General features: G+C 73.4%; 10 protein-coding genes. 4 read left to right on the plus strand and 6 right to left on the minus strand.

The window, feature by feature from the left end; genetic code table 11:
• From VMR86_13360 to VMR86_13370, 3 genes are all read right to left on the minus strand, one after another.
• Positions 1–987: NAD(P) transhydrogenase subunit alpha (locus VMR86_13360; GenBank protein HTO08030.1), on the minus strand; the 987-nt coding region annotated here is incomplete at its 3' end.
• Between the two features lie 21 nt (positions 988–1,008).
• Entirely contained in the window at positions 1,009–1,992 is a 984-nt protein-coding gene (locus VMR86_13365; GenBank protein HTO08031.1) for a queuosine salvage family protein, read from the minus strand.
• Positions 1,993–4,554, minus strand: a complete 2,562-nt coding sequence (locus tag VMR86_13370; protein ID HTO08032.1) for a M1 family aminopeptidase — start codon at positions 4,552–4,554, stop codon at positions 1,993–1,995.
• Between the two features lie 54 nt (positions 4,555–4,608).
• On the opposite strand from VMR86_13370, the gene VMR86_13375 reads away from it, so the two are divergent.
• From VMR86_13375 to VMR86_13385, 3 genes are read left to right on the plus strand one after another with little or no spacing between them, the layout of a single operon-like run.
• Positions 4,609–6,246, plus strand: coding sequence for a glycerol-3-phosphate dehydrogenase/oxidase (locus VMR86_13375; GenBank protein ID HTO08033.1), 1,638 nt, complete (start codon positions 4,609–4,611; stop codon positions 6,244–6,246).
• Positions 6,243–7,652 (plus strand): FAD-binding oxidoreductase, encoded by a 1,410-nt coding sequence (locus VMR86_13380; GenBank protein ID HTO08034.1) that lies wholly within the window; start codon positions 6,243–6,245, stop codon positions 7,650–7,652. Before VMR86_13375 ends, VMR86_13380 begins: the two co-directional genes overlap by 4 nt.
• Positions 7,649–9,091, plus strand: coding sequence for an FGGY family carbohydrate kinase (locus VMR86_13385; GenBank protein HTO08035.1), 1,443 nt, complete (start codon positions 7,649–7,651; stop codon positions 9,089–9,091). Before VMR86_13380 ends, VMR86_13385 begins: the two co-directional genes overlap by 4 nt.
• On the opposite strand, the gene VMR86_13390 is transcribed toward VMR86_13385, so the two are convergent.
• Both VMR86_13390 and VMR86_13395 read right to left on the minus strand, forming a co-directional pair.
• Positions 9,088–10,020, minus strand: coding sequence for a glutathione S-transferase family protein (locus tag VMR86_13390; GenBank protein HTO08036.1), 933 nt, complete (start codon positions 10,018–10,020; stop codon positions 9,088–9,090). The two genes, VMR86_13385 and VMR86_13390, sit on opposite strands and share 4 nt — an antisense overlap.
• Before the next feature lie 29 nt (positions 10,021–10,049).
• Positions 10,050–11,405 carry an MATE family efflux transporter gene (locus VMR86_13395; GenBank protein HTO08037.1) on the minus strand — a complete coding sequence of 452 codons (1,356 nt, stop codon included), beginning with the start codon at positions 11,403–11,405 and terminating at the stop codon, positions 10,050–10,052.
• Between the two features lie 103 nt (positions 11,406–11,508).
• Here VMR86_13395 and VMR86_13400 point away from each other — a divergent pair, with 103 nt between their 5' ends.
• Positions 11,509–11,967 (plus strand): hypothetical protein, encoded by a 459-nt coding sequence (locus VMR86_13400; protein ID HTO08038.1) that lies wholly within the window; start codon positions 11,509–11,511, stop codon positions 11,965–11,967.
• A gap of 161 nt (positions 11,968–12,128) precedes the next feature.
• Here VMR86_13400 and VMR86_13405 read toward each other — a convergent pair whose 3' ends face one another.
• The gene (locus VMR86_13405; protein ID HTO08039.1) at positions 12,129–13,610 is read right to left on the minus strand and encodes a CoA-binding protein; all 1,482 of its coding nucleotides are present in this window, start codon (positions 13,608–13,610) and stop codon (positions 12,129–12,131) included.
• Between the last annotated feature and the right edge of the window lie 88 nt (positions 13,611–13,698).

Below are 13,698 nucleotides of genomic sequence, written 5' to 3' on the forward strand. Positions count from 1 at the left end.
GAGCATCTGGCTGGCGTGCAGCGGGATGGTGCTGGGCACGTTGAGCGGCCCGTGCACGTGCACGCCGCCGTGGTCGACGATTTCGCCCGGCCGAGTGAGTGCGCAGTTCCCGCCCTGGTCGGCGGCGAGATCCACCACCACCGAGCCCGGGCGCATGGCGCTGACCTGCGCCTCGGACAGCAGCACGGGCGCGCGCCGGCCCGGCACCAGCGCCGAGCAGATCACCGCGTCGGCGTCGGCGATGTGTTTCGAGAGCGCCTCGCGCTGGCGCGCCTGCTGCTCGGGAGTCAGCTCCGCGGCGTAGCCGCCCTTGGCCTCGCCGCCGGCCTGGATCGCCTCGTGCGCCACGAAACGCGCGCCCAGACTCTCGACCTGCTCTTTCACCGCGGGCCGGATGTCGAACGCCTCGACCACCCCGCCCAGCCGCTTCGCGGTCGCGATCGCCTGCAGCCCGGCGACGCCCACGCCCAGGATCAGGAAGCGCGCCGCCTTGAGCGTGCCGGCGGCGGTCATGAGCAGCGGCACCATCCGCGGCAGTGAGTTGGCCGCGATCAGCACGCCCTTGTAGCCGGCGATCGTGCTCATCGACGACAGCACGTCCATGCTCTGCGCGCGCGTGATGCGCGGCAGGAGGTCGAGCGAGAAGCTCGTGGCGCCGCGCGCGGCCAGGCGCTTCACGGTGTCGCCGTTCTGGAACGGCTGCAGGATCGCGACCAGGAGCGCTCCCGGGCGCAGAGACTCGACCTCGGCCGCGGTCGGCGGCTGGATCTTGAGCACGAGCTCCGACTGCGCCCACAGCGCGGGCGCGCTCTCCGCGAGCTTGGCGCCTGCGGCCGTGTACTCGGCGTCGGCGAAGTCCACGTGCGCGCCGCCGGCGCTCTGGACCCACACCTCGTTGCCCTCGGCGACGAGCTTCTTCGCCGAGTCGGGAACCAGGGCGATGCGTCGCTCTCCCGGAGTCACCTCGCGCGGCACGCCGATTTTCATGGGCCGCACCCTAGCAGGATCTCAGTAATACGAGCAACGCGTGCGGTGGCGCGGGCGGGCCTTGTAGCGCGCGCCCCCGCCGCGCCGCCACAGCCACTCGTCGAGCTCGCGCGGCGCGACCGCCGGTCCGCGCGCGGCCAGCCGGGCGGCGATCTGCTCCACCGCGTCGACGGCGCAGGCGCGGATCTCGACCTCTTCGGGCGAGCCCGAAGCCAGGAGCTCCTCGGCCTCGATGCGCGCGACGAGCGCCGGCGCGAAGCGCAGCACGCCGTCCAGGCGCAGCACGTGGGGCACGAGGTTGTCGGCGAACAGCGTGAGCTCCGCCAGGTCGCGAAAGCGGCCCAGGTCGTCGGGCAGCGCGTGCGCGAGATCCGAGACCGTGAGCTGCGCGCGCTTCAGGAACGGGACCGTGCGCCCGTCCCAGCGCGCGGCGTCGCGCCAGAGCGGCATCGCGACCAGGCGCCGCACGAGCTCGGCCGCCGAGCCGCCCGCCTCCTCGACCCAGCCGGCGAACGAGCCGCCCGCACGCGCCTGGACCTGCTCGCCCAGCTCGCGCAGCGCGCGCGCCCACAGCTCGACCAGCTCGGCCACCGCGGGAGTCACCGGCGACTGACCGAGCAGCTCGCCCACCGCGCGCGCGTCGATCGCGCGCAGCTCGCGCGCGGAGAGCGGCCCCGCGCGCTCGAAGCGCTCGCGCAGGCCGGCCTCGAGCGTGCGGTAGCCCGACATGCCCTCGCGCTTGCGCAGCACCGGGAACCAGCCGGAGCCGAAGTTCAGCGCGCCCAGACACAGGGTGAACGCGGCGAGTGACTCCGCGTCGCCGCCGAGCTTCGGGAACGAGGTGGCCGCGGCGCCGAGCTCGGCGCGCGGCAGCGCGTCGGCGTAGCGCTCGAGCGCCAGCGGGTCGATCGAGACGTGGCGCGCCGACGCCGCCACCTCGCTGCAGGCCTCGCGCACCGCGGCGAACGGCCGCTCGAGCAGCTCGGCCGGGAGCTCCGGCTCCATCTACACCGTCTGGTGCAGGTAGGCGCGCAGCTCGGGCAGGGCGCGCTCGCGCAGCTCCGCGTCGAGGTCGAAGCGCTCGAGCGCCTGTTTCAGCGCGCGCGCCGCGGTCGGGATCGGATGTGCCGCGAAGAACGCCGCGACCTGCTGCTTGTAGAGCGGCTTCTGCAGCGCGGGCAACGCGCCGACCAGCCGGCCGGCGAGACCCGGAGACACGCGCGGCGACAGGTCCTTCCAGCGCTCGCGGATGAACTCCCAGGTGCGCTCGCGCGCGGCGGGGTTGGCGAGCATGCGCGCGAGCAACGGCACCACGTCCTGCGTCGGCACGAGCTCGTCGAGACACAGCGCGAGCGCGCGGTCCACGAGCGCGGGTTCGCGGAACGAGCCCAGCGCCAGCTCGAAGCGCGTGCGCTCCTGCGGCGTGCGCGCGCCCTTCATGGCGCGCAGATACTGCTCGAAGCGCGCCTTGCTGCCGCGCCGCGCCGCCAGCTCGACCACGGGCCCGGCCAGGTTGGGCTCGAGCGCCGTGCGGCTCTTGAGATAGGGGCCGATGCGCGACTCCGCCGCGTCGAGCGTGGCGGGGTGCTCGGCCACGTGACCCAGGATCGCGAGCAGCCCCGCGCGGCGCTGCCGCTCCTTCTCGGACTCGGCGCGCTCGGGCTTCCAGCCCAGTGACTCGAAGGCGGGCGCGAAGATCGCCGCCAGCCACTCCTGGAAGCGCTGCGTGGAGCGCCCACCCACGCGCGGCAGCACCTGGTCGGCCAGCCAGGCCAGCGGCCCGTGCACCGCCGACAGCACCTCGGGCTCGGGCTCGCCCGCGAGCCGCGGCACCAGGTCGAGCCAGTCACCCAGGCGCGCCGCCGAGGCGCGCACGCCGGCCCACTGGTGGCCCACCAGACCCATGCGCTCCACCGGCCGCAGCCGCGGCAGGTCCTGGCCCAGGGCGCGCAGCAGCGGCGCGTCGTGCAGCGCGCGCACGAAGCTCGCCTCGTCGGCGTTGAGATACGCCCAGCGCACCTCGCCCGAGGGCCCGAGCGCGACCTCCTCGGAAGGTGACTCCAAGAGCGCGCGCACCAGCACGTCCTTGCCGCGCATGCGCCGCACGCGCACCACGAGCGGGATCGGCCGCGTCTCGAGCCGGGTCGCTGCCTCGACCTTGGGGTTGGCGAAGAAGCGTTCCTGCTCGGCAACCAGGAGCGCCTGCCCCGCGCGGTCGACGCGCCGGCCCGACACCAGCGGGAAGCCGGGGCGCTCGAGCCAGGGCGCCACCACGGGAGTCACCGGCCGCTTCGCGGCCTCTTCGAGCGCGCGCCACAGGTCGGCCGCGCGCGCATTCGACTCGCGGTGGCGGCGGATGTAGCGCCGCACGCCCGCACGGAACGTCGCGGGCCCCAGCCAGCTCTCGAGCATGCGCACCACCGACGCGCCCTTCTCGTAGGTGATCACGTCGAAGTTCTCGGTGGCTTCGCTGGGCGTGTTCACCGCCACGTAGATCGGGTGCGTGTTCTCCATGGCGTCGAGTGCGAAGGCCGGCGCGCGGTGTGACTCGAAGTCGAGCCACATCTCCCACTCCGGCTTCCAGTCATCGACCACCTTGAAGGCCATCCAGGTGGCGAAGGCCTCGTTCAGCCACAGGTCGTCCCACCAGGCCATGGTGACCAGGTCGCCGTACCACATGTGCGCGAGCTCGTGCGCGATCACCTCGGCCACGCGCTTCTTCTCCGCCAGCGACACCGTCTTCTCGTCCACGAGCAGCAGCGTCTCGCGGAAGGTGACTGCGCCCGCGTTCTCCATGGCGCCGAACTCGAAGTCGGGCACCGCGACGAGGTCGAGCTTGCCGTAGGGGTAGGGCAGGCCGAAGTAACGCTCGAGCCGGCGCAGTGACTCGACCGCGCACTCCAGCGCGAAGCCGGCCAGCCGCTTCTTGCCCGGCACGCACCACACGCGGATCGGCGTCTTGCCGGCCTTGGCTGCGGGCGACGACTCGAGCTCACCCACGATCAGCGCCACGAGATAGGTCGAGAGCGGCGGCGTCTCGGCGAAGTGGTGCGTGACCCGCGCGCCGCGCCGCTCGCTGCGCACGAGCGCCCCGTTCGACACCGCGCGGTGCTTGGCCGGCGTGGTGACTCGCAGCTTGAAGCGCGCCTTGAACTCGGGCTCGTCGAAGCAAGGGAAGAAGCGCCGCGCGTCCGCCGCTTCGAGCTGGGTGGCCGCGTAGCGGCGCTTGCCCGAGCGCGCGAGATAGAGCCCGCGCAGGTCGCCGCGCAGCGGCCCCGAGTAGCGCAGCCGCAGCTCGGCACGGCCGGCCGAGAGCGGCCGGTCGAGCACGAACGTGATCGTCTCCCGTTCCGGGGTCGCCCGCACGCGGGCCACCTTCACCACGCCCGCGGCGTCCTCGATCTCACTCGACTCGACCTCCAGATCGACCGCGTGGAGCTCGAGCGCGCGCGTCTCGGGACCGACCCTGAGCGCGAGCGCCAGCTCGCCCGAGAAACGCGGCTTGGCGGGGTCCACGAACAAGGCGAGGTCGTACCGTTCCGGCCGTGGGGTCTTGGGTAGGCGCATGCGGGGGCCGATTGTAGGCCGTCGAGTTGCGAGGTCGAGACGAAAAGGGCGAGCATGTCGGAGTTGTCCCGGGCAACGCTGATTCCAGTGACCGAGCGCGCGCGCGCGGCCGATGCGCTCGAGGCCGAGAGCTTCGACCTGGCGGTCATCGGAGGCGGAATCACGGGCGCGGGCATCGCCCGTGAAGCCGCTTTGCGCGGTCTCTCGGTGGCCCTGTTCGAGGCGGAGGACTTCGCGTCCGGCACCTCGAGCCGCTCCTCCAAGCTGATCCACGGCGGGCTGCGCTATCTGGCGCTCGGCGACGTGGGGCTCGTGCGCGAGAGCGCGCTCGAGCGCAAGGTGATCTTCCGGCTCGCCCCGCACCTGGCCGAGCGGCGCTGGATGGTGCTGCCGGTGCGCTCGCGCACGGCGCTCTTGAAGTTCCGCGCGGCGATCACCGCCTACGAGAAGCTGGGCGCGGTCGAGAGCCACGACGTGCACCAGAACTGGGGCGCCGAGGAGCTGGCGCGCGAGGAGCCCGCGCTCGACCGCGAGGAGTGGCGCTTCGCCTGCGCCTACCGGGAGTATCTGACCGACGACGCGCGGCTCGTGCTCGCCAACCTGCGCGCGGCGGCCGGGCACGGCGCGCGCGCGCTGAACTGGGCCCCGGTCACCGCGATCCCGGTCGAGAACGGGCGCGCGGCGGGCGTCACCGCACGGTGTCGCCTGACCGGCCGGGAGATTCGCGTGCGCGCGCGCTGCGTGGTGAACGCCGCGGGCGGCTGGGTCGAGGCGGTGCGTCGGCTCGAGGACGCCGCCGCGCCCGCGCTCCTGCACCTGTCGAAGGGCGTGCACATCGGCATTCCCGCCGCGCGCCTGCCGGTGCGCCACCTGCTGCTGCTCGCCACCGACGACCGCCGCGGAGTGTTCGCGCTGCGCCGCGAGGAGATCGTGTTCGTCGGCACGACCGACACCACCTACAAGCGCGGCGCCGAGGTCTGGCCGCGCGTGTCGCTGGCCGACGTGGAGTATCTGCTGGCGCCGCTCGCGCGCTACTTCCGCGACGCGAAGCTGGAGCTCGGCGACGTGAAGACGGCCTGGGCGGGCCTGCGGCCGTTGGTCGCCGAGCCGGGCAAGCCGCCGACCGACATCTCGCGCAAGGACGAGATCCTGGTCGGACGCGCGGGCGTGGTCACGATCGCGGGCGGGAAGCTGACCGGCTACCGGCCCACCGCGCTGCGCAGCCTGGAGCAGGTCGAACGCGTGCTCGGCCGCACGCTGCCCGACGCGGGCGAGGGCGCGCCGCTGCCGGGCGGTGACTTCGCCGGCGAGCTGCCCGGGCTGACGCACGAGCTCGTGCGCGCGCACGCCCTGCCGCAGGGCACCGCGGCGCGGCTCGCGCGCCTGTACGGCTCGGAGGCGCACGAGGTGATCGCGCTCGGTGCCGAGTCACTGTCGCCGGGTGCGCCGGTGATCCGCGGCGAGGTCGACTGGGCGGTGACTCGCGAGGCCGCGGCTCACGTGGAGGACGTGCTCTACCGCCGCACGCGCGCGGCGCTGTTCGAGCCCGAGGCGCGCACGGCGATCGCGGAGCCGATCGCGGCGCGCATGCGCGCGCTGCTCGGCTGGGACGCTGCGCGGAGCGCGAGCGAGCTCTCCGAGGTGCGCGCGCGCCTGGCGGCCGACCTCGACTTCGGGAACGAGCCGGCGTGAGCGGCATCGCCGAGCGCCTGCGCGCCGCGCTCGGCCCGCGCGTGCACACCGACGCCGAGACACTCGCGGCGCACCGGCGCGACGCCTGGGCGCTCGCTGAGATCCACGAGCTCGCGGGTCACGCCGCGCCGGCGCCGGCGGCGGTCGTGCGCCCCGAGTCCACGCAAGAGGTCGCCACGGCGCTGCGCCTGTGCCGCGACGCGCGCGTGCCCGTGGTGCCCTTCGGGGGCGGCTCGGGCGTGTGCGGCGGGGTCGAGACCCGGCCCGACGTGGTCGTGCTCTCCACGCGCGGGCTCGACGGACTTTTGTCACTCGACTCGCGCGACCTGCGCGCGGCCTTCCGCGCCGGCACGCTGGGCGGCGAGGCGGAGCGGCGCGTGGCGCGCGAGGGACTCACGATCGGTCACTGGCCTCAGTCGATCGACCGTTCGACCGTGGGCGGCTGGGTCGCGACGCGCGCGGCCGGCCAGTTCTCGACCGCCTACGGTGCGATCGAGGACCTGGTGCTCGCGCTCGAGGTCGTGCTGCCCGACGGCCGAATCCTGCGCAGCGCGGAGACACCGCGTGCCGCGGCCGGGCCCGACCTGCGCCAGCTGTTCATGGGCAGCGAGGGCACGCTCGGTGTGGTCACCGAGGTCACCTTCTCGCTGCGCGCGCAGCCCGAGTCACGGCGCCTCGCGGCCTGCCACTTCCCCAGCTTCGACGCCGGGCTCGAGGCGATCCGGCGCTTCATGCGCGCCGGCTGGCGGCCGCCGGTGGTGCGGCTCTACGACGAGCGGGAGTCCCGGCGCCAGTTCGCTGCGCAGTGTCCCGAGGGGCGCCACCTGCTCTTGCTGGTGCACGAGGGCCCGGGCGCGGGAGTCACGGCCGAGGCTGCGGGCGTGGCCGCGCTGTGCGCCGCCGAGCAGGGCCAGGCCGCGGATCCCAAGGCCGTGGAGCAGTGGCTCGAGCACCGCAACCAGGTGCCGAGCTTCCGCGAGCTGCTCGAGCGGGGGCTGGTGGTCGACACGATCGAGGTCGCCGCCACCTGGGACCGCGTGATGGCCGTGTACGGCGGCGTGGTGGCTTCGCTGCGCGAGCTGCCCGAAGTGGCGCTCGCGAGCGCCCACTCGAGTCACTCCTACCGCTCGGGCACGAACCTGTACTTCACGTTCGCGGCGCGGGTCGAGGAGCGCGCGCGCATGGCGGCGATCTACGAGGAGTGCTGGCGCCGCACGATGCGCGCGACCGCCGCCGCGGGCGGCGGCATCGCCCACCACCACGGCATCGGGCGCGTGCGCCGCGCCTATCTGCGCGGCGAGATCGGAGACACGGGCGTGTCTCTGCTGCGGACCCTGAAGCGCGCGCTCGACCCGGACGACCTCTTGAATCCGGGCGTGCTGATCCCGGAGCCCGAGGGCCCGTGACCGCCGACGCGCTGCTCGCGCTCGACCTGGGCACGACCAGCGCCCGTGCCCTGGTGGTGGCGCGCGACGGGCGCGTCCTGGCGCGCGCACAGCGGCCGCTGCGCGCGGCCTACCCGCAGCCCGGCTGGAGCGAGTTCGACGCCGAGGAGCTGGTGCTGCGCAGCGGCGACGTGCTGCGCGAGGCGCTGGCGCGCGCGAGTCTCTCGGCGCGCGACGTCGCGGGCCTGGGCATCGTGACCCAGCGCGCCACGGCGCTGTGCTGGGACGCGCGCAGCCTGCAGCCGCTGGCGCGGGCGCAGAGCTGGCAGGACCAGCGCACCGCCGAGCGCGTGGCCGAGTTCAGGAAGCTCGGCATTCCGCTCAACACCCTGGCCTCGGCCACCAAGTTCGAGTGGTGGCTCCAGCACGACGACGCGGTGGCCGCCGCGGCGCGCGCCGGCCGCCTGCGCCTGGGCACGCCCGACACCTGGCTTGCCGCGCGACTCACCGGCGGCGCCGCGCACGTGACCGATCCCGGGAACGCCTCGTGCACCGCGCTCTACGACGTGGCCAAGGGCGAGTGGTCACAGCCGCTGTGCGACTTGTTTCACGTGCCGCGCGAGGCGCTGCCGGCCCTGGCTCCGACCAGCGGCGTGCTGGGCGAGACACCGGCCGCGCTGCTGGGCGCGCCCGTGCGCATCGCTGCGCTGGCGGGCGACCAGCAGGCCGCGGCCTTCGCGCAGGGCGTGTACGCGCGCGGCCAGGCCAAGCTCACGCTCGGCACTTCGGGCATGTGCGACGTGCACACCGGTGACTCGCCGGTCGACGCCGTGCCCGGCTCGTATCCGCTCGCGCTGTGGAGTCTCTCGGACGGCACGCGCGCGTTCTGTCTCGAGGGCACGGTGATCACCGCGGGCAGCGCGGTCGACTGGGCGGTCGAGCTGGGCATCGCGCCCGACGCGGCCGAGCTGTCGCGCCTGGCCGCCGCCAGCGCGTCGAGCGGCGGCGTGCGCTTCGTGCCCGCGCTGCAGGGCCTGGGCTCGCCGTACCTCGACGACGCCGCGCGCGGCGCGTTCCTCGGGCTGTCGCGCGGCTCGGGCAAGGGCGAGCTCGCCCGCGCGCTGCTCGAAGGCATCGCCCAGCGCTGCGCCGACGTGTGCGAGTCACTCCCGCTGGCCGACGGTCCACTCAAAGTCGACGGCGGCCTGGCGCAGAGCGACTTCCTGCTGCAGTCACTCGCCGACCTGTCCGGGCGCGAGGTCCAGCGCGCCGCCGAAGTCGAAGCCACGGCGCTGGGCGCCGCCTTCCTGGCCGGCCTGGCGCTCGGCGTTTACCCGAGCCTGCGCGACTGTCTCTCGCTGGCCGCGCCGGCGCTGCGCGTGACTCCCCGGGGCGACCCGTCCGCGCGCACGGCCGCACGCGACGCCTGGCGCGAGACGCTGCAGCGCGTGCGCGCCTAGCCGGCCTTCAGCGTCACGAACCCGATGCGCGGGAAGTGCACGACGACGTCGCCCACTTCGGGCGCGCTGCGGCGCAGCGCGATCTCGTTGGCGGACGAGCTCACCAGCGTGCCGCTGATCGGATCGCGGCCGTAGTCGTCGGCCATCACCGTGACCCGATCGCCGGGCTTGAGGCCGTTCGGCTCGCCGGGGTCGGCGCGGGGCTGTGTCTCGGGCTCGGCCTTGCGGGCGATCTCGAGCGCTTCGCCGCGCTCCATCGGCTTCATCGTGCCGTGGCCGATCGCGCGCACGCGCTCCTTCCAGACGGCGACGCGCGGGTAGCCCGCGAGGATCTCGCCGGCGGGCGGGTAGTAGCTGCCCAGGAACCAGATCGGGTGGTAAGTCGTGAAGTCGGCCATGCCCGCCGCCGAGCCGGTCAGGAACGCGCGGCCGTCGGCGAGCTGTGACTCGAGCCAGCTCAGCTGACTGCGCAGAGACTCGCGCATGAGCGGCACCGCCGCCTTCATCGCGGTCGGGTTGAAGCCCTGGCCCGGGCCTCCGCCCATCAGCTTGGTGCGGTCCTCGGCGAACTCGCGCGGGACGTTGTCGCCCATCATGCCGAAGATCAGCACCACGGTGGCCATGAACAACACCCGGTCCGAGTAGACCGCGAACGCCCAGCTGGTCGCCTCGCCGCCGGCGTGCACGCTCGGCTTGGGGAAGCGGCGCTCGAGCTCGCGCACGATGCACTGCGAGTCACAGTAGACGTCGGCGCCGATCTGCATGACCGGGATCTTCCGGTAGCCGCCGGTGAGCGGCAGAAGCTCGGGCTTGGGCATGATGTTGGGCTGCTCGACGGCGCGCCACGACAGGCCCTTCAGGCCGAACGTGAGTCGCACCTTCTCGCTGAACGGAGACGCCGGGTAGTGGTGAAGGATGATCTCGTGCATGCGCGGATGATACGCGAGTCAGCGGCGCGCTATGTCGCCGCCACGCGCAGCTCCGCCAGGGGCAAGCGCGAGGCCCGCCGGAGCCAGAACAACATCAGGCTGGCCACGATCACGAGCCCGATGAGCAGCGACCACCAGATCCCCACCAGGCCCCAGCGCCCGGGCGCGCCGATCCAGGCCGCGAACGGCAGCGCCAGCGTGTAGTAGCCCAACAGGTTCGCCAGCGCGGGCGCCTGCGTGCGGCCGGCGCCGCGCAGGATGCCGCCCGCGACGATCTGGGTGCCGTCCAGGACCTGGAACGCGCCCGCGATGGGCAGGATCAGCGCCGAGAGCGCCACCACGTCGACCTGGCTCGTGAACAGGAACGGCAGCTCACCGCGGAATGCCACCAGGATCACGGCGGCGACCCCCATCACGCTCGCGCCCGCCCCCAACGCGACCCGCCCCGCGAGCCGAGCGCCGGGCAGGTCGGCCGCGCCCAGCAGGTTCCCCACGCGCACGCTGCCCGCGAGCGAGATACCGAGCGGCACCTGGAACCACAGCGCGATCATGTTCAGCACGATCGTGTGGGCCGCGAGGTCCGCCGCGCCGATCCAGCCCGCCATCATCGCGGCGAGTGACCAGGCGCTGCCCTCGAGAGACATCTGCAGGCCGGTCGGCAAGCCGATCCGGGCGATCTGACCCAGGCCGCGCAGCTCGAAGGAGCGCCGGTCCCAGCGGCGCCACGCGCCCTCGTGCAGGCCGGCCAGCCAGATCATGGCGAGCAGGGCGAGTGGCTCACCGATCGCGACCACCGACGCCGCCAGCGCGGCGCCCACGAGCTCGAGCCGCGGGAAGCCCAGGCGCCCGAAGATCAGGCCCCAGGCCAGCAGCGCATTCGCCACGTTCATGAGTACGGCGAGCCACATCGCGGGCGCCACCAGGTTGCGCCCGGCGAGCCAGCTGCGCAGCGCCGTGAAGGCCAGAAAGAACGGCGCGCTGGGCGCCCGCAGCAGGTTGTATTCGCCGGCGAGCCGAGCGAGCTCCGGGTCCTGACCGAGCAGCCGCAGCGCCGGCTCGGTGAGTGCCCAGGCGAGCGCCACCGGGACCCCAACGAGGAAAGCCACCACGAGCCCGCGCTGCAGCGCCAGGGCCGCTGCCTCGGGGTCGCCGTCGCCGTAGGCCTGTGAGACGAACGGGTCCATGCCCATGACCACGCCCATGCCGAGCGCCAGCGCGGCCCAGCCGTACATGTTCGCCAGCGCGACGGCGTCGAGCGCGGCCACCGACAGGCGGCCGAGCAACAAAGTGTCGACGACACCGAGCATCATGAAGGCGACTTGCGTGACGACCAACGGCCACGCGAGTCGCCACAGCGCGCCGAGCTCGCGGCGGACCGGGGACATCGCAGCTCCGAGGAAGAGGGAGCGGCACGTTAGCCGACGGGTGCGCTCTGCCGCCACGCGCTTGCGTGGTATCTTGACTCCGTTGCGCTCCGGGGATTGCGCGATGCGACCGCGTCTTCTCGTCACGCTCGCGCTCGCTGCGTGGGTGACCGCCGTGGTTTGCGGCTGTGGCGAGCGGCAGCCCGCCGGCAGCCACCCGAGTGAGTCGGCCGATGTCACTGGCCCCGGCGGCGCCGCCGCGGCCGAGATCGCCGACACCAAGAGCCCCGCCGACGACCTGCCCGACGACATCCCGATCCCCGACGGCCTGCACTCGGTGTCGGTCAGCTCCGAAGAGCCGGGGTCGCTCGTGGCGCTGTTCACGGGCGAGGTCGACCCCGACGTGGTGGTGCGCGATTTCTCCGAAGGCCTGCGCACGCGCGGCTGGGCGATCGACGACTCACACTCGCGCGGCGACGAGCGCGGTGTGTTCGCGCACAAGGAGCAGCGCATCGCGAGCGTGATCGTGACTCGCCTGTCGGGGAAGCTGCACGTCGAGCTGGGGGTCTGGGCGCCTCATTGACTTATTGACTACGCTCGCCTGCGGCTCGCTGCGCGCGGCTGCGCCGCTTGCGGACCTCGCTCAGGGCGGCCTTCGCTCGGTCTTCCCGTGACGGTCGTCGTCCTAAGACCCGGACCTCGCAGGAGGGCGGCCTTCGCTCGGTCTTCCTGTGACGGTCGAGGCTAGGAGCCTGCGCGGCCGAGGCGGTTGCGGTAGCGCGAGTAGGCCACCATGCGCGCCAGGGTGCGGATGGCGCGGTGCCCCGATGGGGATGTGACTCGCCCGGACTCGCGCACTCCGGCCGGGCCGGTGTTGCCGTACGACATGCCCGTGTAGGCCAGGTCACTCGCGATCAGGATGGGCTTCTGGTGCTTGCGGCTGGCGTCCGCGGCCGCCAGCGCGTAGCGCCGGTCCTGGCTCTCGTGGAAGCTGCCGATGCGCTCCAGGCCGTAGTCGGGCCAGAACGGGCCGCGGCGGAACATCTGGGCCTGCGAGGCCTGGATGCCGATGCCGAGATAGACGATCGCGTCGACGTCGGGGTGCGCGGCCATGAGCTCGAGCACCTCGGGAATCGTGTCTCGTGTCTCACCGCCCGCCAGGTCGATGGGGTTGCCGCGGCTCCAGCGCGCGGGGACCATGGTGTCGATCTTCGCGCGCAGGTCGTCGGGCAACGGGATCAGCTCGAGACCCGCGTTCACGCACGCGTCGGAAGTCAGCACGCCCCAGCCGCCCGCGACCGTGAAGATCAGGGTGCGCGGTCCGCGCGGCAGCGGCTGGGTGGCGAAGGCCGCCGCGGCCTCGTAGGCCTCCTCGACCGTCTCGGTGCGCGTGATGCCGAGCTGGCGGCACACGCCCGTGAACACGCGGTCGTCGGAAGCCAGCGCTCCGGTGTGACTGCTCGCGGCTCGCTTGCCCGCGCTCGTGACTCCGCCGCGGACCAGAACCAGCGGCTTGCGGGCCGTGTGCGCGCGCGCCACGTCCACGAAGCGCCGGCCGTCGCCCACGCCCTCGAGATAGGCGAGCGACACGGCGGTCTCCGGGTCTTCGCCGTAGTACTCGAGATAGTCCGCGAGCTGCAGCATGGCCGAGTTGCCGCACGAGATCGCCTTCGACATGCCCACGCCGGTGAGCGCCCCGTAGCTCATGAAGCTCGAAGCCAGGTTGCCGCTCTGGGATACCACCGAGATCGGTCCCGGCGGCGGGTAGGGGGCGACGATCTGCGCGCACATCGAGACGGCGGTCGAGATCAGCCCCTGGCCGTTCGGGCCCGCGATCGCGATGCCGAGCTCGCGGCCCAGCGCCACGAGCCGCTGCTCCATCTCGGCGCCGTCGGCCGCCTCGCCGTAGCCCGCCGAGGCCACGAAGGCGGCGCGCACGCCGATCTTCGCGCACTCGCGCAGCAGCTCCTCGTTCACGCTGTTGGGCGTGCACAGGAACACCAGGTCGGCGCGGCCCCGCGGGATCTCGGAGATGCTCTTGTAAGTCGGGCGGCCGAACGACTCCACGCCCTCGCGATTGATCGGAAACAGCTCGCCCTCGTACCCGCACGCGATCAGGTTGTGGTACGCGACCGTCCCGAACTTGCCCGGGTGCTGTGAGACACCGGTCACTACGATGCCGCGCGGATAGAAGAGCGGACGGAAGCGCTCGACCACGGCGCTCACCGCGCGTCTCCCTCGAGCTCGACCAGCGCGTCGATCACGACCGGCTGGCTGCCCGCGACGATCAGCGGGTTGATGTCGACCGAGCGCA

The organism is Myxococcota bacterium (assembly GCA_035498015.1).
Classification (GTDB): Bacteria; Myxococcota_A; UBA9160; order SZUA-336; family SZUA-336; genus VGRW01.

What these genes read in the sequence shown, in the direction of transcription:
- VMR86_13365 (HTO08031.1), bottom strand. Translation starts at nt 1,992, where the DNA reads ATGGAGCCGGAGCTCCCGGCCGAGCTGCTCGAGCGGCCGTTCGCCGCG.
- VMR86_13400 (HTO08038.1), top strand. Translation starts at nt 11,509, where the DNA reads ATGCGACCGCGTCTTCTCGTCACGCTCGCGCTCGCTGCGTGGGTGACC.
- VMR86_13375 (HTO08033.1), top strand. Translation starts at nt 4,609, where the DNA reads ATGTCGGAGTTGTCCCGGGCAACGCTGATTCCAGTGACCGAGCGCGCG.
- VMR86_13395 (HTO08037.1), bottom strand. Translation starts at nt 11,405, where the DNA reads ATGTCCCCGGTCCGCCGCGAGCTCGGCGCGCTGTGGCGACTCGCGTGG.
- VMR86_13370 (HTO08032.1), bottom strand. Translation starts at nt 4,554, where the DNA reads ATGCGCCTACCCAAGACCCCACGGCCGGAACGGTACGACCTCGCCTTG.
- VMR86_13390 (HTO08036.1), bottom strand. Translation starts at nt 10,020, where the DNA reads ATGCACGAGATCATCCTTCACCACTACCCGGCGTCTCCGTTCAGCGAG.